This is a genomic window from uncultured Bradyrhizobium sp. (assembly GCF_936943645.1).
Lineage (GTDB): Bacteria > Pseudomonadota > Alphaproteobacteria > Rhizobiales > Xanthobacteraceae > Bradyrhizobium.
On the sequence record NZ_CAKZJO010000055.1, the window covers coordinates 101,048 to 119,800 of the forward strand.

The 18,753-nt window shown below is 64.1% G+C and carries 20 protein-coding genes; 15 read left to right on the forward strand and 5 right to left on the reverse strand.

Annotation, left to right across the window (positions count from 1 at the left end):
• Positions 1-128 precede the first annotated feature (128 nt).
• Positions 129-905, forward strand: coding sequence for an IclR family transcriptional regulator (locus Q0743_RS14790; RefSeq protein ID WP_298242268.1), 777 nt, complete (start codon positions 129-131; stop codon positions 903-905).
• Here the strand turns inward: Q0743_RS14790 and Q0743_RS14795 are convergent.
• Together Q0743_RS14795 and Q0743_RS14800 are read right to left on the reverse strand one after the other, a co-directional pair.
• Positions 896-1,738: a DUF4339 domain-containing protein gene (locus Q0743_RS14795; protein WP_298242269.1), complete on the reverse strand. Its 843-nt coding sequence runs from the start codon at positions 1,736-1,738 to the stop codon at positions 896-898. The two genes, Q0743_RS14790 and Q0743_RS14795, sit on opposite strands and share 10 nt — an antisense overlap.
• Before the next feature lie 32 nt (positions 1,739-1,770).
• Positions 1,771-2,667 carry a DUF4339 domain-containing protein gene (locus Q0743_RS14800; RefSeq protein ID WP_298242270.1) on the reverse strand — a complete coding sequence of 299 codons (897 nt, stop codon included), beginning with the start codon at positions 2,665-2,667 and terminating at the stop codon, positions 1,771-1,773.
• A gap of 248 nt (positions 2,668-2,915) precedes the next feature.
• Between Q0743_RS14800 and Q0743_RS14805 the strand changes: the two genes are divergently transcribed.
• The 12 genes from Q0743_RS14805 to xth all read left to right on the forward strand — a co-directional run bounded on the left by Q0743_RS14805 (position 2,916) and on the right by xth (position 14,805).
• Positions 2,916-3,254 (forward strand): P-II family nitrogen regulator, encoded by a 339-nt coding sequence (locus Q0743_RS14805; RefSeq protein ID WP_298242271.1) that lies wholly within the window; start codon positions 2,916-2,918, stop codon positions 3,252-3,254.
• A 130-nt stretch (positions 3,255-3,384) separates the two neighbouring features.
• Positions 3,385-4,686 (forward strand): ammonium transporter, encoded by a 1,302-nt coding sequence (locus Q0743_RS14810; protein WP_298242272.1) that lies wholly within the window; start codon positions 3,385-3,387, stop codon positions 4,684-4,686.
• Between the two features lie 39 nt (positions 4,687-4,725).
• Positions 4,726-5,040: a helix-turn-helix transcriptional regulator gene (locus Q0743_RS14815; RefSeq protein WP_298242273.1), complete on the forward strand. Its 315-nt coding sequence runs from the start codon at positions 4,726-4,728 to the stop codon at positions 5,038-5,040.
• Between the two features lie 12 nt (positions 5,041-5,052).
• Positions 5,053-5,409, forward strand: a complete 357-nt coding sequence (locus Q0743_RS14820; protein WP_298242274.1) for an SRPBCC domain-containing protein — start codon at positions 5,053-5,055, stop codon at positions 5,407-5,409.
• Between the two features lie 42 nt (positions 5,410-5,451).
• Complete coding sequence (locus Q0743_RS14825; protein WP_097660508.1) at positions 5,452-6,054, forward strand: ATP-dependent Clp protease proteolytic subunit; 603 nt, start codon at positions 5,452-5,454, stop codon at positions 6,052-6,054.
• 443 nt (positions 6,055-6,497) lie between these two features.
• Positions 6,498-6,836, forward strand: a complete 339-nt coding sequence (locus tag Q0743_RS14830; protein WP_008142813.1) for a P-II family nitrogen regulator — start codon at positions 6,498-6,500, stop codon at positions 6,834-6,836.
• Between the two features lie 37 nt (positions 6,837-6,873).
• Positions 6,874-8,322, forward strand: coding sequence for an ammonium transporter (locus Q0743_RS14835; protein WP_298242275.1), 1,449 nt, complete (start codon positions 6,874-6,876; stop codon positions 8,320-8,322).
• A 202-nt stretch (positions 8,323-8,524) separates the two neighbouring features.
• Complete coding sequence (locus Q0743_RS14840) at positions 8,525-8,929, forward strand: GFA family protein (protein WP_298242276.1); 405 nt, start codon at positions 8,525-8,527, stop codon at positions 8,927-8,929.
• A 231-nt stretch (positions 8,930-9,160) separates the two neighbouring features.
• The gene (locus Q0743_RS14845) at positions 9,161-10,375 is read left to right on the forward strand and encodes an aminotransferase class I/II-fold pyridoxal phosphate-dependent enzyme (protein ID WP_298242277.1); all 1,215 of its coding nucleotides are present in this window, start codon (positions 9,161-9,163) and stop codon (positions 10,373-10,375) included.
• A 9-nt stretch (positions 10,376-10,384) separates the two neighbouring features.
• A complete protein-coding gene (locus Q0743_RS14850) occupies positions 10,385-12,868 on the forward strand; it encodes a DNA translocase FtsK (protein ID WP_298242278.1) in 2,484 nt (827 codons plus the stop codon).
• Positions 12,869-13,018: 150 nt separating this feature from the next.
• Positions 13,019-13,777: an outer membrane lipoprotein carrier protein LolA gene (locus Q0743_RS14855; protein WP_298242337.1), complete on the forward strand. Its 759-nt coding sequence runs from the start codon at positions 13,019-13,021 to the stop codon at positions 13,775-13,777.
• Between the two features lie 212 nt (positions 13,778-13,989).
• Positions 13,990-14,805, forward strand: a complete 816-nt coding sequence (gene xth, locus Q0743_RS14860) for an exodeoxyribonuclease III (protein ID WP_298242279.1) — start codon at positions 13,990-13,992, stop codon at positions 14,803-14,805.
• Between the two features lie 61 nt (positions 14,806-14,866).
• Here the strand turns inward: xth and Q0743_RS14865 are convergent, their stop codons facing one another.
• Both Q0743_RS14865 and Q0743_RS14870 read right to left on the reverse strand, forming a co-directional pair.
• Entirely contained in the window at positions 14,867-15,310 is a 444-nt protein-coding gene (locus tag Q0743_RS14865; protein ID WP_028133428.1) for a cyclic nucleotide-binding domain-containing protein, read from the reverse strand.
• Between the two features lie 58 nt (positions 15,311-15,368).
• The gene (locus Q0743_RS14870; RefSeq protein WP_007598630.1) at positions 15,369-16,055 is read right to left on the reverse strand and encodes a response regulator transcription factor; all 687 of its coding nucleotides are present in this window, start codon (positions 16,053-16,055) and stop codon (positions 15,369-15,371) included.
• A gap of 237 nt (positions 16,056-16,292) precedes the next feature.
• Between Q0743_RS14870 and Q0743_RS14875 the strand changes: the two genes are divergently transcribed.
• Both Q0743_RS14875 and Q0743_RS14880 read left to right on the forward strand, forming a co-directional pair.
• Positions 16,293-16,829, forward strand: a complete 537-nt coding sequence (locus Q0743_RS14875) for a L,D-transpeptidase family protein (protein WP_298242280.1) — start codon at positions 16,293-16,295, stop codon at positions 16,827-16,829.
• 6 nt (positions 16,830-16,835) lie between these two features.
• Positions 16,836-17,621 (forward strand): fumarylacetoacetate hydrolase family protein, encoded by a 786-nt coding sequence (locus Q0743_RS14880; protein WP_298242281.1) that lies wholly within the window; start codon positions 16,836-16,838, stop codon positions 17,619-17,621.
• A gap of 339 nt (positions 17,622-17,960) precedes the next feature.
• Here Q0743_RS14880 and Q0743_RS14885 read toward each other — a convergent pair whose 3' ends face one another.
• Positions 17,961-18,650 carry a YggS family pyridoxal phosphate-dependent enzyme gene (locus Q0743_RS14885; protein ID WP_298242282.1) on the reverse strand — a complete coding sequence of 230 codons (690 nt, stop codon included), beginning with the start codon at positions 18,648-18,650 and terminating at the stop codon, positions 17,961-17,963.
• Positions 18,651-18,753: the final 103 nt, after the last annotated feature.

An 18,753-nucleotide genomic window follows, 5' to 3' on the forward strand; every position in this document is an offset into this window, starting at 1 on the left:
TACAATTCATGGGGATCGCGGCCGGCGCTGCCGCGCGCGCTGCGGACGAGGCAGATCGATGCGGTGATGAGCTTTGCCGCGACGAGACGCTGTTGTTGCACCCAGGCCGCTGTTGTACCGATACGATCATGCCGAATCCCAAATCACCCCGCGTTCGCGCCGTGCCTGCAGTGACACGTGCCGTCGCCATCCTCCGCCTGCTCAGCCGCAGTCCCTCGCCGCAGAGTCTGAAGGCGATTGCGGAGAGTCTCGAACTGGTGCCGAGCACCGCGCTGCACATCGTGCGCGCGTTGCTGGCGGAGGATTTGCTGCAGGTCGATCCGCAGACCAAGCGCTACAGCCTCGGCGTCGGCATGCTGCCGCTGGCGCGCGCCGTGCTCGAGCATGCCGATTTTCCCAGCCTTCTGCGGCCCAGGCTCGAGGAGCTTTCAAGTCGCTACGGCATCACCGCGATTGGCGTCGAGGTGCCCGATCTCGACAACATGATCGTGGTCGCGCTGGCGCGCAGCCAGGCGCCGGTGCGGCTTCATGTCGACATCGGCAGCCGCTTTCCGGCGCTGATCAGTGCCACGGGCCGCTGTGTCGCCGCCTTCAGCGGCCAGCCGGAGAAGGAGATCGAAAAGCGCTTTCGCCTGCTGCGCTGGAATAGCGCGCCGACCTATGATGCCTGGCGCAAGGAAGTCGATCAGGTGCGCAAGCAGGGCTTCAGCATCGATCGCGGCAATTACATCGCCGGCGTGACCATCGTCGCCGTCCCAGTCCTCAACGCAAAGGGAACGATCTCGCACACCATCGCGGCCGTCGGCCTCGGCAGCCAGCTCGACCGCGCGACCTCGCTCTCACTCGCGCGCGACATGCGCACGGTTGCGGAGACGATCGCCCCGCAGCTTACCATTCACGCCTGAGGCGCTACGCGCTCCACGAGCTCGAATTGCGTCATGGTCCACGTGAAGTACCAGCGCAACAGCCACGGAATCGGGATGATCAGAAGACACCCGAAAGCGAATGCCCAGGTTCGCCACAGCAGTTGCAGTCCGGTGCCGACGAAGATCATCTCGCGCCGCGTGCCCGCGATGTTGAGACAGATCCAGCGCATCCATGCGGCCATGACCCAGGCCCAGCCGACGATCGTGAGCACGGCGAGAAACATCAGCACCTGCCAGCCGATGAAGACCCAGGGGCTGCCGTTGAACGTCATCGGAATCGGCTGACCGTTCGAGCTGATATTGGCGACGACCCAGCGCAGGACCATCCAGGACAGGAAGGCCTGGATCGGGATTCCCACAAGCTGAAACAGGTCGCCGAAAAGTCCCGCGTAGCCCACCAGCGCCAGCGCGATGAAGACGTACCAGATGTCGCCGACCTGCCCGGTGAAGCTGATGTTCGGCCGCTGCGGGACTTGGACGCGCGGGAACAGCCAGCGGTAATAGCCGGTGGCGGTCCAGGGAGCCGGCACAACAACGGCGTTGCCGATCACCAGCAGGATGCACCATCCCAGGAACGACCACAGCGGCAAGTCCACCGACAGCCGACCCCGCCCGTCGCCGCTCGAAACCGGCGATCCGCCGGGTACCAGACCGGGGACCGCGCCGGCCTTTTGCCAGCCCGCCATCCCGTCGGTCCAGACCAGCGTGTCTGATCGCACGATTCCCCGGGCGATCAGATCGCGGAACTGCGCCTCGGAGAACGGCCCCTTCTGCTGGCCCTCGGATGCATGAAACCAGAGTCGATTCGACATCTCGTCTGCTCGCTACCGAAAGCCAGCGGCCGTTACATGCGCGACTGCGCGCCCCGCGGAGCGAGCTCGGTCTGCGAGGCGAACCAGTTCATGATCCAGCGGTACACCCACGGAATAGGAATGATCAGGCTGCACAGGATCGCAGCGACGATGCCGCGCCAGAGGATGTCGAGGCCCGAGCCCTTGAACACGATCTCGCGCCGCGTGCCTTCGATGCTACGGCAGAACCAGCGCATCTGAGCTGCAGCGACCCAGGCCCAGCCGACGATGGTGATGATGGAAATCGCAAACAGCAGATTCCAGCCGATATAGGCCCAGATCGAGCCGGTGAAGCTCAGGCCCAGCGGTTGCCCGTTCGAAGCGAGGTTCGCGACCATCCATTTGATCAGGAGCCAGTAGAGCACGAGCTGGACAATGAAGAGCAGATTGCTCAGCAACGAACTGCCGATGAAGCCGATCGCGATCGCAAGGACGATGAAGCCGAAGAACCAGGGCACCAGCGTCATCGCACTGCCGGTGAAGCTGAGATTGGGCCGTCCGGGAACCTTGATGCAGGGCACGATCCATTTGGTGTACCAGACGAACAGCCACGGCACCGGGATGACGAAGCACGAGCCGATCGCCAGCACGAGCGTGCGCCAGGTGAAGTCGAGGATGCCGAAATCGACCGACAGCGATCCTCCGCCGGCGCCACCGCCCGCATAGCCACCACCGCCCATCATCGGCGGGCCACCCGACGGAATCATCGGCGGCGCGCCGCCACCGCCGACCAGACCGGGGATTTCGGCAGCCTTCTGCCAGCCCGCCATGCCTTCGGTCCACACCAGCGTATCCGGGCGCACGACGCCCTGGGCGACGAGATCGCGGAATTGCCCTTCCGGAAAGGGCCCCTGCTGCTTGCCCTCGGATGCGTAGAACCAACTCGCCATGAAACGTCCCCCTCAAACATACTTTTGTACCAGCCGGGACGCTTGGGTTCACCGCATCCATGCCGAAAATGCATTCTGAAGGATGAACGGTTGCCCTGTACAGAGGCGGCCGTTCACATGACCGCCCCTGGCCAAACGTTTTTCCGCTTCAATCTGCAACTTTTTTGTGCCATTTGCCCGGAAAGATGCCAGATTGACGCAGCGCCGGGGACATACGGCGCGGCGCATCCCGGGGAATAGGCCTGACCATGAAGCTCGTCGTCGCGATCATCAAACCCTTCAAGCTCGATGAGGTCCGCCAGGCCCTGACATCGATCGGCGTCCACGGCATGACCGTGACCGAGGTGAAGGGCTACGGCCGCCAGAAGGGCCACACCGAGATCTATCGCGGCGCCGAATATGTCGTGAACTTCCTGCCGAAGCTGCGCATCGAGATCGCGGTCGCCTCTGACGTCGCCGACAAGGCGGTCAACGTGATCACCGCGACCGCGCGCACGGGGCAGATCGGCGACGGCAAGATCTTCGTCACGCCGATCGACCACGCGCTACGCATCCGCACCGGCGAGACCGACAGCGACGCGCTCTAGATTCTTGTTTCGACGCGTTTTCTTCGCGCGAGCCGCTATCCACCTCGCTTGAAGACGCTTCGATCTTCTTCGATCGCACCGGGCAACGACGCCGGATCGTGCGACGCCAATTGATGCCGGGGGGAACGATATGGCGGGAATGTTGCGACGCGCAGCCTCGATGGCTGCGCCGATCGGATTTGCGCTGCTGATGGCCGCGCCTGCATATGCAGCGGATTCCGAGATCAACACGGCCGACACGGCCTGGATGATCGTCGCCACCGCGCTGGTGCTGATGATGACGATCCCGGGGCTTGCGCTGTTCTATTCCGGCATGGTGCGCAAGAAGAACGTGCTCGCCACCATGGCACAGAGCCTTGCCGCCGTGACCATGATCTCCATCCTCTGGGTCGCGTTCGGCTACTCGCTGTGCTTCGTCGGCGACGGCCCGTGGATCGGCACGCTCGACCGCTGGTTTCTCGCCGGCATGACCATGGACAGCGTCAATCCGGCCGCGAAGACCATCCCGGAAGCGCTGTTCATGCTGTACCAGATGACGTTCGCCATCATCACGGTGGCGCTGGTCGCGGGCTCGGTCGCCGACCGGATGCGGTTCTCCGCCTATCTCCTGTTCTCCGTCGCCTGGTTCATCTTCGTCTACATTCCGCTGGCGCATTGGGTCTGGGGCGGCGGCTTCCTCAACAGCATGGGCGTGCTGGATTTCGCGGGCGGTCTCGTGGTGCATCTGTCGGCCGGCACCGGCGGTCTCGTTGCGGCGAAGGTGATGGGGCGGCGCCACGGCTACGGCACCGAAAATCTCTCGCCGTTCGACCTGTCGCTTGCGGTGATGGGCACCGGCCTGTTGTGGGTCGGCTGGTTCGGCTTCAACGGCGGCTCGGCGGGCGCGGCCAATTCACGCGCTGTGATGGCGATCATCGCCACCCACCTCGCCGCCTGCTCGGGCGCGCTGACCTGGGGCGCGATTGAATGGTCGACCCGGCGCAAGCCGTCCGTGCTCGGCATGATCTCCGGCGCGGTCGCCGGGCTCGGCACCATCACGCCGGCCTCCGGCTTCGTGGCGCCCTGGCACGGCATCGTCATCGGAATCCTCGCCGGTGCTGTCTGCTATTGGGCCTGCACCTGGCTGAAGCACCGCTTCAATTATGACGATTCGCTCGACGTGTTCGGCGTCCACGGCATCGGCGGCCTGACCGGGACCCTGCTCGCCGGCGTATTCGCGACCAGCGCCATCGGCGGCACCGCCGGCCTGATCGAGGGCCACCCGCAGCAGCTGCTGATCCAGTTCTATGGCGTCGCCGTCACCTTCGTCTGGTCGGCAGGCGTGAGCTTCATCCTGCTCAAGCTGGTCGGCCTGTTCGTGCCCTTGCGCGTATCCCGTGAGCACGAGCTCGAAGGTCTCGATATTTCGCAGCACGGCGAAGCCTTGCAATAAGGGCTTGCACGACACATAAGCACATGCTTATGTGTTGTCATGATCGAAGCCGATATCTTCAAGGCGCTGGCGGATCCGACGCGCCGCAAGGTCTTTGAGAAGCTCGCGGGCGGAAGCCTGAATGCGAGCGCCTTGCGCGACGGCCTGGAGATCAGCCAGCCGGCAATGTCGCAACATCTTTCGGTGCTGCGCGCGGCAGGCCTCGTGCGCGAAGAGCGGCAGGGCCGCTTTGTGAATTACGAAGTCGATCCGGACGGAATCGCTGCCATCGGGGCATGGCTCGCGCGTTATCGCGCCTACTGGCCGAAGCGCATGGAAGCACTCGCTGACCTCCTGAAGGACATGGATCAATAAGGATCTGGATCAATGAGCGACGCCGTGAAGCCTGATCGCCCCGACGCAAACCTCGTGCTCGAATTTGAATTCGATGCGCCGCCGGCAAAGGTGTGGCGCGCGGTGACCATTCCGGCTTTGCGTGAGCGCTGGCTGCCGGATTGCGACCTTGCCGGCGTCGAGCCGGAATCAACGATCGTAAACGAAGAGGTGCGCTACCGGCTGCGCGATTCCGAACCGCCGTTTCGCGAAAGCCATGTCATCTTCCGGCTCGAGCCGAACGAGGATGGCGGCACGCGCTTTCGTATCATCCAGCAGGCCTGCGATATCAGCGCAAAGCTGCCGCAGCCGGCCAACAGCAATTGCTGCCTGATGCGCGCAGCGGCCTAGCACCAACAAAGACTTCATCACCTGCAGACATGGAGGTCGCCGATGCGCGACATGCTTCAGCTCGTCCCTATGGTCGTCGAGCAATCCGCGCGCGGCGAGCGATCCTTCGACATCTACTCGCGCCTCTTGCGCGAACGCATCATCTTCCTCAACGGCGAGGTCAATGACGCGATGTCCGGGCTGGTCTGCGCACAGCTCTTGTTCCTGGAGGCGGAGAATCCGAACAGGCCGATCAACCTCTACATCAACTCCTATGGCGGCGTGGTCACCTCTGGCCTTGCGATGTACGACACGATGCAGTTCATCAAGGCGCCGGTCCATACGCTGTGCATGGGCACCGCGCGCTCCATGGGCTCGTTTCTGCTGATGGCCGGCGAGCCCGGTCACCGCGCCGCGCTGCCCAATGCGAGCCTTCACGTGCATCAGCCGCTCGGCGGCTTCCAGGGCCAGGCGTCCGACATCCTGATCCATGCCAACGAGATGCAGGAAACCAAGCGGCGCATCACCCGGCTCTATGCGCAGCATTGCGGACGCACCGAGGAGGAGGTGGAGCGAACCCTGGACCGCGATCACTTCATGACCGCGCAGCAGGGGGTCGAGTGGGGCCTGGTCGACAGGGTCTTCGCGGAACGAGAGGCCGCCTGACGATCCGGCGGCGGTCCCAACCGGGTGCTCTCCCAAGCGGCTCGTCTCGCCGGGCAGGTCAGCACTTACGCGCATCCAGTGGGCACAGGCCCCAGTGACTTGATATTTCGCGGCGCGGCCAAGCCCTTCCAGAGCTTTCTCCTGTATCAAGATACCGTAACGCTGCCCGACACATGAGCAACATTGTGTCGGCAGCCTGTCCTGCCCGTGTTTTGAGCAGACCTGACCACGTTTTGAGCGCGACGGAATAGCGCACTGCAGCGCAATAGCCGTCGAACGCGAAAACCCCCGTTCTCATAGTCCGTTAGGCAACGCGCCCGATCTGGCACGGCATTTGATTCTAAGGGTCCTGGCTGTGCCCGCGTAGTGAACTTCTCCCTCGTGGCGAACCAGTCGAGAACGCCCGGCCATGTCCGGACCGGGCCCAAGCGGGGATAGGACCCATGAAAATTGTTATGGCGATTATCAAGCCATTCAAGCTGGAAGAAGTCCGTGACGCCCTGACCGCCATCGGCGTTCATGGTCTCACGGTGACGGAAGTCAAGGGATATGGCCGCCAGAAAGGCCATACGGAAATCTATCGCGGCGCCGAATATGCCGTGAGCTTCCTGCCCAAGATCAAGATCGAGGTCGCTGTCGCCTCCGACCAGGTCGACAAGACCATCGACGCCATCACGTCTGCTGCGAAAACCGGACAGATCGGCGACGGCAAGATCTTCGTCATCAACCTCGACCACGCAGTGCGCATCCGCACCGGCGAGGCCGATGCCGCGGCCCTTTGATTTCGCGCTCAACCTTATCCAATCAGGAGTGAATAATATGACGTTCAAGCGTCCCTATGGCGCGGGATTGGCGGCTCTCGCAGCCGGCCTGTTCGCTGCGACCGCAGCCTACGCCGAGCCAACGGTCAACAAGGGAGACAACGCCTGGATGCTGACATCGACAGTGCTGGTGCTGTTGATGACGATCCCCGGCCTCGCGCTGTTCTATGGCGGCCTCGTCCGTTCCAAGAACATGCTCTCGGTGCTGATGCAGGTGTTCTACACCGTCTGCGTCGTCACCGTGATCTGGGCCGTGTACGGCTACAGTCTCGCCTTCACCGGCGGCTCCGACTTCATCGGCGGCTTCTCCAAGGCCTTCATGATGGGCGTCACCACCGACTCGAAGGCGGCGACCTTCTCGGTCGACGCCAACATCTCGGAGCTCATCTACATGTGCTTCCAGATGACCTTCGCGGCGATCACGCCCGCCCTCATCGTCGGCGCCTTCGCCGAGCGCATGAAGTTCTCGGCGATCGCCCTGTTCATCCCGCTCTGGGTCACGCTGATCTACTTCCCGATCGCGCACATGGTCTGGTACTGGCCCGGCCCGGACATGATCCAGGACGCTGCCAAGGCTCTGGCTGCGGCTACTGATGCGGCGGCGAAGACCGCGGCGCAGGCCAAGCTCGACGAGATCAACGCCGACGCCGGCTGGATCTTCAAGAAGGGCGCGATCGACTTCGCTGGCGGCACCGTGGTGCACATCAACGCCGGCATCGCAGGCCTCGTCGGCGCTCTGCTGATCGGCAAGCGCGTCGGCTACGGCAAGGAGCTGATGGCTCCGCACTCGCTGACGATGTCGATGATCGGCGCCTCGCTGCTCTGGGTCGGCTGGTTCGGCTTCAACGCCGGCTCCAACCTCGAAGCCAATGGCGGCGCTGCGCTTGCCATGACCAACTCCTTCGTCGCCACCGCAGCCGCCGCGCTGTCGTGGATGTTCGCGGAGTGGATCATCAAGGGTCATCCGTCGGTGCTCGGCGTCATCTCCGGCGCTGTCGCGGGTCTCGTGGCCGTCACCCCCGCCGCCGGCTTCTCCGGCGTGATGGGCGCGATCGTCCTCGGCCTCATCGTCGGCGTGGTCTGCCTGTTCTTCTGCACCGTCGTGAAGAACGCGCTCGGCTACGATGACAGCCTCGACGTGTTCGGCGTGCACTGCGTCGGCGGCATCGTCGGCGCCCTCGGCACCGGCATTCTCGTCAACCCCGCGCTCGGCGGCGCCGGCATCATCGACTACACCGCGATCCCGCCGAAGGTCGCCGACTACGACTTCGCGGCGCAGATGATGTCCCAGATCTGGGGCGTCGGCACCACGCTGGTGTGGTCGGGCATCGGTTCGGCGATCCTCTACAAGGTCGTCGACGTGATCGTCGGTCTGCGCACCAATGTCGAGAGCGAGCGTGAAGGCCTCGACATCACCGAGCACACCGAGCGCGCCTACAACATGTAACTCCTCCCGGGCGCGGTCTCCTCGGAGATCGCGCCCAGAACTACGGTTCGGGCACATACCCGGCAATGCCCTGACCGTTGAGGGGCTCCAGCGCGAGCTGGAGCCCCTTTCTTTTTGCCGGATGCGGGAGAAGAAAAAGATTGCCATTCCGGGCCCGCAGCGCAGAAATATCGACCTCAAGAACAACAATCGGGAGGTCGTCATGCGTTTGGAAGGCGGATGCTATTGCGGCGAAGTGCGCTACAAGGCCGAGGGCGACCCGATGATGCAGGCCCAGTGTCATTGCCGCGAGTGCCAGTACATCTCGGGCGGCGCGCCCAACACCTTCATCGCGATGCCGGTGGCCGGCTTCAGCTACACCAAGGGTCAGCCCAAGCAGTTCACCCGCAAGGACCTCGAACGCGCGGTCACGCGTGAATTCTGCGCCGAATGCGGCACCCATCTGGTGACCAAGGTTCCGGGCCTGCCCGCCGTGGTCCTGAAGGTCGGCACGCTGGACGATCCGGCCCAGTTCCATCCGCAGATGGCGATCTACACCTGCGACATGCAGGAATTTCATGCGATCCCCGCCGGCATGAAGACGTTCGAGAAGCTGCCGGGGCACTGAGGCCGCATGACGGTGCGTTCCCTCCTCCGCAAGCGGGGGAGGCCGCGGAACCAGGTCTAACCCCAATAGCCTCGCATCCCGTTGTTATTCGGGCTCAATATTCCTGCTCTGGACGGAGGCGGCGGTCGATGGTTAATCGCGTCTTAACCTCGCCCTATCTATGGTGAACCGAACCGCTTTCCCGCCGGCGCCGTGCTGCGACCGGCCGTTCCAAGAGTACTGGCGCCCAGAATGGTCATGACCGCTTCATCCCGTGCGCCGCAGGTCCGTGGAAGCTCCGATGGCGGACGCTCCCCCTTCGTCCGGCTGAACGAGCTGCTGGCGCCGCATCAGCCTGGCAAGCCCTTGATTTCGCTTGCAGTCGGCGAACCGCAGCATCCTGTGCCTGATTTCGTCGGCCCGGTGCTGGCCAAGCACATCGCCGATTTCGGCCGCTACCCGATGAACCAGGGCACCGACCCGTTCCGCCAGGCCGCAAGCACCTGGCTGTCGTCGCGCTTCAAGCTGCCGCGGCCGATCGACCCCAAAGGCGAGATTCTCGTCCTCAACGGCAGCCGGGAGGGGCTCTTCCTCGCCGCAATCGCAGCCGCGCGCTATGTCGGCCCGCGCCCCGGCAAGCCCGCTATCCTGATGCCGAACCCGTTCTATCCGGTGTACGGCGCCGGCGCCCTCGCCGCCGCGTGCGAGCCGGTCTATCTGCCGACCACGGTCGAGAACGGCTTCCTGCCCGACCTCGACGCGATCGACGAGGCGACGCTGGCGCGCACCGTGGCGTTCTATCTGGCCTCGCCGGCCAACCCGCAGGGCTCGGTCGCCTCGCGCGATTACTTCACACGCCTGAAGAGCCTTGCCGACCACTACGGCTTCATGATCCTCAGCGACGAATGCTATTCGGAGATCTACACGCGCGAGGCACCGGGCAGCGCGCTCGAATGTGCCGGCCCTGATTTCACCCGCGTGGCCGCGTTCCAGTCGTTGTCGAAGCGCTCGAACCTGCCGGGCCTGCGCGTCGGCTTCGCCGCCGGCGACAAGACATTCATCGGCATGTTCCTCGAGCTGCGCAACATCGCAGCGCCCCAGGTGCCGGTGCCGCTCCAGCATGTCGCGACCTTCGCCTATGGCGACGAAGCGCATGTCGAGGAGAACCGCAGGCTCTACCGGATCAAGTTCGATCTCGCCGACCAGATCATCGGCAATCGCTACGGCTATCGCCGGCCCGATGCCGGCTTCTGCGTCTGGCTCAACACGTCCGAGATCGGCGACGACGTGTCGGTGTGTCTGAAGCTCTTCAAGGAAGCAGGCGTGCGCGTGGTGCCCGGCAGCTTTTTGGCGCGGCAGCAGCCTGACGGATTCAATCCCGGTGCGGGCTATATTCGCCTCGCGCTGGTGCAGGATGGCGAGACCACGGCGCAGGCACTGCATCGCCTGGTCGAGACTCTGGGTTAGGCGGGGCCCGTGAGCATGTCGGCAATCGAACGTGTCATTCCACTGGTCGGCCATCTGCCGCCGTCGATCCGCGAGGGTCTGGCGCGGCGCATGCGTGAGCTCAGCGGCCTCGGCCTGATCGCGCTGGCAGGCGTCGCCTCGGCCGCGCTGATGACCTGGTCGGTGCAGGACCCCAGCCTCAGCCATGCAACCTCGCGGCCGATCCGCAACATCCTCGGCTATGCTGGCGCGATCGGCGCCGACCTCGCGATGCAGATCCTCGGACTCGGCGCGATCATGCTGGTCCTGACCGTCGCGGTCTGGGGCTGGCGCATGATGACGCATCGCCCGTTCGATCGCGAAGCGCTGCGGCTCGGTTCGTGGATTCTCTGCACGGTGATCGCGGCGGGGTTCGTCAGTTGCTGGCCGCATGGCGGTGCATGGCCGCTGCCGACCGGCCTCGGCGGCGTGGTCGGCGATGCCCTCGTGCGCGCGCCCGCGGTGATTTTCGGACCCGCAGGCACGATCTATCGCATCGTGCTGGGCATGATCCTGTTTGCCGCGATGACGGCGACCTTCCTGATGGCCTGCGGCCTCGGCGCGCGCGAGCATGACGAACTCCCTGATATCGAGGAGGACGACAAGCCGCTCGACGAAGACGAGGAGAGTGATCGCGGCTCGGTGTCGCTGGGCTGGCTGTTCCATGCGCTGATGAGCACGAAGGCACGGCTGATCTGGCTGTGTGGCGCCGCCTACCGCTCGCTGGTTTCGAGCGGACCGAAGACCAAGGCCGCCAGCTTCAGCCGCCAGGAGCCGAATCTCGGCGGCGGCCGCGCCGCGCCTTCGATCTCGCCGCACGCCGAGGACGAAGACGAGGACTACGAGGATCAGCACGAGGAAGAGGACGAAGAGGCGGAGGAAGAGGAAGAGCCCGTCGCGCGCGCTCCGCGCAAGAAGGCGGCGCCGAAGGCTCCTGCCAAGAAATCCTCCGACAAGTTCGATCTGCCCTCCGTCTCCATGCTGGCCGCACCGAAGGCCGGCGATCGCCAGCCGCTCAGCAAGGCCGAGCTGGAAACCAATTCGCGTTCGCTCGAAGGTGTGCTGCAGGATTTCGGTGTGCGCGGCGAGATCGTGAAAGCCAATCCGGGCCCCGTGGTCACGCTGTACGAGCTCGAGCCCGCGCCCGGCATCAAGTCCTCGCGCGTGATCGGGCTTGCCGACGACATCGCGCGATCGATGAGTGCGCTGTCGGCGCGCGTCGCCGTCGTGCCCGGCCGCAACGCCATCGGCATCGAATTGCCGAATGCGCATCGCGAGAAGGTTTATCTGCGCGAGCTGCTGGTCGCGAAGGAAGCGACCGACACGGTCGCGAAGCTGCCGCTCTGCCTCGGCAAGACCATCGGCGGCGATCCCGTCATCATCGACCTCGCCCGCACGCCGCACATGCTGATCGCCGGCACCACCGGCTCCGGCAAATCGGTCGCCATCAACACCATGATCCTCAGCCTGGTCTATAGGCTGCGTCCGGACCAGTGCCGCCTCATCATGGTCGATCCCAAGATGCTCGAACTCTCCGTCTATGACGGCATTCCGCATCTGCTGACGCCCGTCGTGACCGACCCGAAGAAGGCGGTGGTCGCGCTGAAATGGGCCGTGCGCGAGATGGAAGAGCGCTACAAGAACATGGCCAAGCTCGGTGTCCGCAACATCGACGGCTACAACACGCGCCTGCTCGAGCTGAAGGCCAAGGGCGAAGAGCCGACGCGCACGGTGCACACCGGCTTCGACAAGGAAACCGGCAAGGCGATCTACGAGGAAGAGAAGCTCTCGCTCGATCCGCTGCCCTACATCGTCATCATCGTCGACGAAATGGCCGACCTGATGATGGTCGCCGGCAAGGACATCGAAGGCGCGGTGCAACGCCTCGCCCAGATGGCGCGCGCCGCCGGTCTGCACGTGATCCTCGCCACGCAGCGCCCGTCCGTCGACGTCATCACGGGCACCATCAAGGCGAACTTCCCGACCCGCATCGCCTTCCAGGTCACGTCCAAGATCGACAGCCGTACGATCCTGGGCGAGATGGGCGCCGAGCAGCTGCTCGGCCAGGGCGACATGCTCTATATGGCCGGCGGTGGCCGCATCAGCCGCGTGCACGGACCTTTTGCCTCCGACGAGGAAGTCGAGAAGGTGGTGCGTCACCTCAAGACGCAGGGCCAGCCGGAATATCTCGAGGCGGTCACGGCCGAAGAGCCCAGCGAGGACGAGGACGGCGGCGCCGTGTTCGACGCCAGCGGCATGGGCGCAGACGGCGGCGGGGATCTCTTCCAGCAGGCCGTTGCGATCGTCAAACGCGACCGCAAGGCCTCGACCAGCTACATCCAGCGCCGCCTGCAGATCGGCTACAACCGCGCCGCATCGCTGATGGAACGCATGGAACTGGAAGGCATCGTCGGACCCGCCAACCACGCCGGCAAGCGCGAGATTCTGGTCGAGGAAGAAGACAGCCATATGTGAGGCAGTCACCTCGACACATCATTTCACGCAAAATCGATATCTGCTTTTGCCCGAAATCACGCTAAAAGGCGCCTAGCCATACAGGACGACGCGTTGATCAGACATCCGGACATTCGATTCGCTGCCACCATCGCTGCGCGAAGCGCGCGCGTGGCGGGCGTGCTGCTCGTCACCGCCGCGATGGTGACCGCCTCGTCCTTCGCGCAGAACGTCCCGGTGCCGAAGCCCGCACCGAAGGGCCGCGATGGTGCTCAAGCCGGAGGCGGCGGACCCACTGTCACCGGCGCGACGCAACCGCCGCCGAATCCGGTGATCCCGGATCCGCGCCGCAACGTGCCGAGCAGCATCTTCCAGACCTTCGATGCCAACCAGAAGGCACAAGCGGCCAAGGTCAGCGCCTATCTGTCCTCGCTGCAGACGCTGGTCGGAAATTTCGTTCAGGTCGGTCCCGACGGCAGCAAGACGCAGGGCGATTTCTACATCCAGAAGCCCGGCAAGGTGCGGTTCGAATATGACGCGCCGAGCCCGATCGACATCGTCGCCGACGGATCGTCGCTGGTCGTGCGCGACCGCAAGCTCGCGACGCAGGACGTCTATCCGCTGTCGCAGACGCCGCTGCGCTTCCTGCTGTCGGACCGCATCGATCTGATGAAGGACACCAACGTGGTTGGCGTCTCCGCCGACGACGTCTTCGTCAGCGTCACCATCGAGGAGAAGCAGGCGCTGGTCGGCACCAGCCGTCTGCTGCTGATGTTCGGCGCCAAGGACGGCCAGCTGAAGCAATGGACCGTCACCGACCCGCAGGGCTACGACACCACGATCGCGGTCTACAATCTGGATTCGAGCAAGAAGCTCGATCCCGGCATGTTCAAGATCGACTTCACCAATTACGGCCCGGCGCCGGGATAGGCGATCTCGTGTCCCGGACGAGCGCAGCGAAGCGGAGCGCAGAGCCGGGACCCAGTGTGCGGCGAGATGGGCCCCGGTTCAGCAGCGCATCACTGACGTGCTGCGCTGCGCCCGGGTCACGAGAGACTTCGCTCTGGCATGCCTAAAAGACAGTGGGCACGGCGCTTTGCACCTTTGCCCGCCCTGCGAGAGCTTGCTAAGACGCATTTCCCATGCGTTTTTCCCTGACAACCTGGAACATCAATTCGGTGCGCCTGCGCATCGACCTGGTCGCGAAATTCCTCAAGAGCGCGCGGCCGGACGTGCTGTGCCTTCAGGAGACCAAGTGCATCGACGATGCCTTTCCGCTGAAGCGCTTCAAGCGGCTCGGCTATGAGCACGTCGCACTGAACGGGCAGAAGGGCTATCACGGCGTTGCCATCGTCTCGAAGATTCCGTTCGAGTCCACGGACATCCGCACTTTCTGCGACAAGGTGGATTCGCGCCACATCTCCGTGTCCTTCGGCGCGAAGGCCAACATCGCAAAACCGCTGGTGCTGCATAATTTCTACGTGCCCGCCGGCGGCGACATTCCCGATCCCGCGCTGAACGAGAAATTCGACCACAAGCTTCGCTTCCTCGACGAGATGAAGGCGTGCGAGCCGCTGCATCCGCGCGGCGATGACAGGCACATCCTGGTCGGCGACCTCAACGTCGCCCCGCACGAGAACGACGTGTGGTCGCACAAGCAGCTTCTGAAGGTGGTCTCGCATACGCCTGTTGAAACCGAGAAGCTGAAGGCTGCGCTCGAGGCCGGCGAGTGGATCGACGTCGCGCGCGACCGCATTCCGATGTCGGAGAAGGTCTACACCTGGTGGAGCTACCGCTCCGCCGACTGGACCGTCGGCGATCGTGGCCGCAGGCTCGACCACATCTGGGTTTCGCGCGCGTTGAAGGACGCGGTCAGCGATTTCAGGATTTTGCGCGATGCGCGGAGCTGGGAACGTCCGTCGGACCATGTGCCCGTGACGGTGACGCTGGAGGTTTAGGCCTCCGTCGTCATTCCGGGGCGCGACGAAGTCGCGAGCCCGGAATGACGGGCAGAGAAAGCTACGACGTCAGCTTCGCACCGGCCATCAGGATATCGCTCGCAATCTGACTTGAGCGCACCGCGAATTCGTCGCGCAGGCGCACGGCGGCGGCGGGATCGCTTTCAAGCACGCGCTGGAACAGGCTGCGGGCGACGCGGATGACGGAGGAATGCTCCAGCGCGATCGCGCTCGACGGCCGCTTCATCGGCACCACCAGGGCGAGCTCGCCGATCAACGCGCCGGGACCGGCGATCATTTCGGCACCGGCGCCGTCCTCGACCCGGAAGGCGCCGCGCTGGACCACGAAGCCGGCATCGGCGTCGTCGCCCAGATTGAACAGGGTGTCGCCGCGGACGAAGTCGCGCTGCTCGGAGCCGATCGCCAGCATGCGCAACGAGGCGTCGCCCAACAGGCGCAGTGTCGGGACTCGCTCGAGAAGCGCTACGTCGTCGTCGATTGACATTCAGATCCGAGGCTCAAGGGCATGCGATCTAAAACGATTCGCACGCCCTTCGAGCGTATCACGGCACCAGCTTGTAGCCACCGGCTTCGGTGACCAGGATTTCCGGGTTGGCGGCATCCTTCTCGATCTTCTGGCGCAGACGGTAGATGTGGGTTTCCAGCGTGTGGGTGGTGACGCCGGAATTATAGCCCCAGACCTCCTGGAGCAGGGTCTCGCGCGACACCGGCATCTGGCCGGCGCGGTAAAGGAAGCGGAGGATGGCGGTTTCCTTCTCCGTCAGCCGCACCTTGCGCGCATTGGCGGCGGTAAGCATTTTGGAGCCGGGGCGGAAGGAGTAGGGGCCGACCGAGAACACCGCGTCCTCGCTGGCCTCGTGCTGGCGGAGCTGGGCGCGGATGCGGGCCAGCAGGACCGCGAAGCGGAAGGGCTTCGCCACATAGTCGTTGGCGCCGGATTCCAGCCCCAAAATCGTGTCGGAATCGGTGTCGTGCCCGGTCAGCATGATGATCGGGGCCTTGAAGCCGCCCTTGCGCAAGGAGCGGACCACCTCGCGACCGTCGGTGTCGGGCAGGCCGACATCCATCAGAACGAGATCGGGGGCATTGGCCTTGGCGGCGCTCGCACCTTTGGCGCCGGTATCGACGGCGGAGGCTTCGAATTCTTCGTGTAGCGATAATTGCTCCACCAACGTGTCGCGCAGATCGGTATCGTCATCCACGATCAGGATCTTGCGGGCATTGGCCATAGGGGGTCATCCTTTTGGGGTCCGACTCGGCGCGCATCCATGCTGCACCCAGCCGTGAGGGGAAGTTTAGGGGGTCGCTGTTGTTATTGTTGTTCGTGTTGAAGTAGTGGGCTGTCGCCGATTCACAAGCCAGAAGCACTCTAACTCAGAATAGCAGGGCGTTTCGATGAATGTCCTGTAATGAATTCGACATTGCACGTTCACATGAAAAACAAAGCGGCTTCAGTTGGTTACACCATGAATCGAAGTGCCAGACCGCTCTCCGCGATCCGCGTTAAGCCTGCAGCCGGGAATCCGCGCCGAGGCTGGCTGACGGCGGGATCGCTGACCATCCCGGTCGCACTGGGGAGGGGCGGCATCCTCGCCAACAAGCGCGAGGGCGACGGCGGCACGCCCCGGGGCAGCTTCCGTCCCAGGAAATTGTGGTGGCGGGGCGACCGGCACAGCCGCCCGCAGAGCTTCCTGCCGACCCGGACCATCACCGGCGAGGACGCCTGGTGCGAGGATCCTAGGGACCGACATTACAACCAGGGAATCCGGCTTCGCGAGGGGCAGGGCGGTGACCGGCTCAAGCGCGCCGACCATCTCTATGACTTCATCATCGAAATCGACCACAACACGAGGCCGCGCGTCGCCGGCCGCGGTAGCGCGGTGTTCCTGCACCTGGCCCGCGACAATTTCGGCCCGACAGCCGGCTGCGTCTCGATGACCAGGGCGGCGATGCTACAATTGCTGCGACGGCTGGGACCAAAAACAAGAATCATCATCGGGTGAGGACACATGCTCGACAAGGATCAGACCGCCGCCGCATCGCGCATCCTCTTTCAACATTGGCGCGACGGTTCCAAGCTCGACGCTCTGGAAGGGCGCCTGCGGCCGCAGAGCCGCACTGAGGGCTATGCCGTTCAGGCCGGCCTCGAAACATTGTCGCGCGGACAATTGTTCGGCTGGAAGATCGCGGCCACGAGCTCGTCCGGACAGAAGCACATCAACGTCACGGGACCCTTGGCCGGACGCATCATGAGCGACACCGTGATCGCGGATGGCGGCACCGCGTCGATGAGGGGCAACGAGATGCGCGTCGGCGAGCCGGAATTCGCTTTCCGGATGGGGCGCGACTTGCCGCCGCGCGCCACGTCGTATCCCGTCGACGAGGTTCTGGCCGCCGTCGAGAGCTTTCATCCCGCGATCGAGATTCCCGATTCGCGCTTTGCCGATTTCGCAAGCGCCGGCGAGGCGCAGCTGATCGCCGACAATGCTTGCGCGCATCTGTTCGTGCTGGGCGCGGCGACGACTGCGAACTGGCGCGCGATGGATCTGGTCGAGGAGCGGCCGCAGATCACCCTGCGTGGCGAGCGCTATATCGGCCACGGCAAGAACGTGCTCGGCGATCCCCGCGTTGCGCTCGCCTGGCTTGCCAACGAGCTCTCCGGACTCGGCATCACCTTGCGGGCAGGGCAGGTGGTGACGACAGGCACGTGCCATCCGCCGCTGCCGATTGCGGCCGGGGATCAGTTTGCGGCGGACTTTGGTGTGTTGGGCAAGGTGTCGGTCGGGTTCGTTTAGGCGGCCCAATATTCCGCTGTCGTTGTGAGCGCCGCGCTTCGCCGCTCGTGCCCCGGACGTAGCGCAACGCCCTTAGCGGTGCGCTGCTGAGCCGGGGCCTATTTCGCCGCACTGTACCGTGTTGCTCTGGGTCCCGGCTCTGCGCTGCAACGCTTTAGCGTTGCAGCTTGTCCGGGACACGAGAGTGCGTGTCGACGATGCACCTTGTTCCGTCATTGCGAGGAGCCCTTGCGACGAAGCAATCCAGAGTCCCACCGCGGAGACACTCTGGATTGCTTCGCTGCGCTCGCAATGACGAAATCAATAGCGGTTGCGGGGCACGGTCCTCGCTAACGGCCCCTACCTGTGCCCGAAGATCGCGCTGCCTACCCGTACATGGGTGGCGCCCAGCATGATCGCCGTCGCAAAATCCGCGCTCATGCCCATCGAGAGATTGGTCAATCCATTGCGCGCGGCGATCTTAGCGGTGAGCGCGAAATGCGCCGCGGGCGGTTCGTCGACCGGCGGGATGCACATCAGCCCGGAGATCGTCAGCCCATAAGTGTCGCGGCAGCTCGCGATAAAGGCGTCGGCCTCGCCGGGCGCGATGCCGGCCTTCTGCGGCTCCTCCCCGGTGTTGATCTGGACGAACAGCTGCGGATGCTTGTTCTGGGATTCGATTTCCTTGGCTAACGCTTGGCAAATGCTCGGACGGTCGACCGAATGGATGGCATCGAACAGAGCAACCGCCTCTTTCGCCTTGTTGGATTGCAACGGTCCGATCAGATGAAGCGCGATGCCGGGGTAAACGGTCGTTAACGCCGGCCACTTGCCCTTGGCCTCCTGCACCCGATTCTCGCCGAATACACGCTGTCCGGCTTCGATGACCGGGATAATTGCATCCGCGGCGAACGTCTTGGACACAGCGATCAGCGTCACGGCGGCGCGATCGCGGCGCGCATCCTTGCAGGCGCGGGCGATTTCGGCTTCGACCGCGGCGAGTGCGTTTGGTGAATGGCTGGTTACCGGCGCGGCGTTTTGATCTGTCATGACGTCGATTGATTAAGGTCGTAACCGAGGTAAGTCCAATTTTACCGAGTTCAAGAAAGAGTTTTTGAACCCTTCGCTTTACCTTGGCCCATGGGGTGGGTAG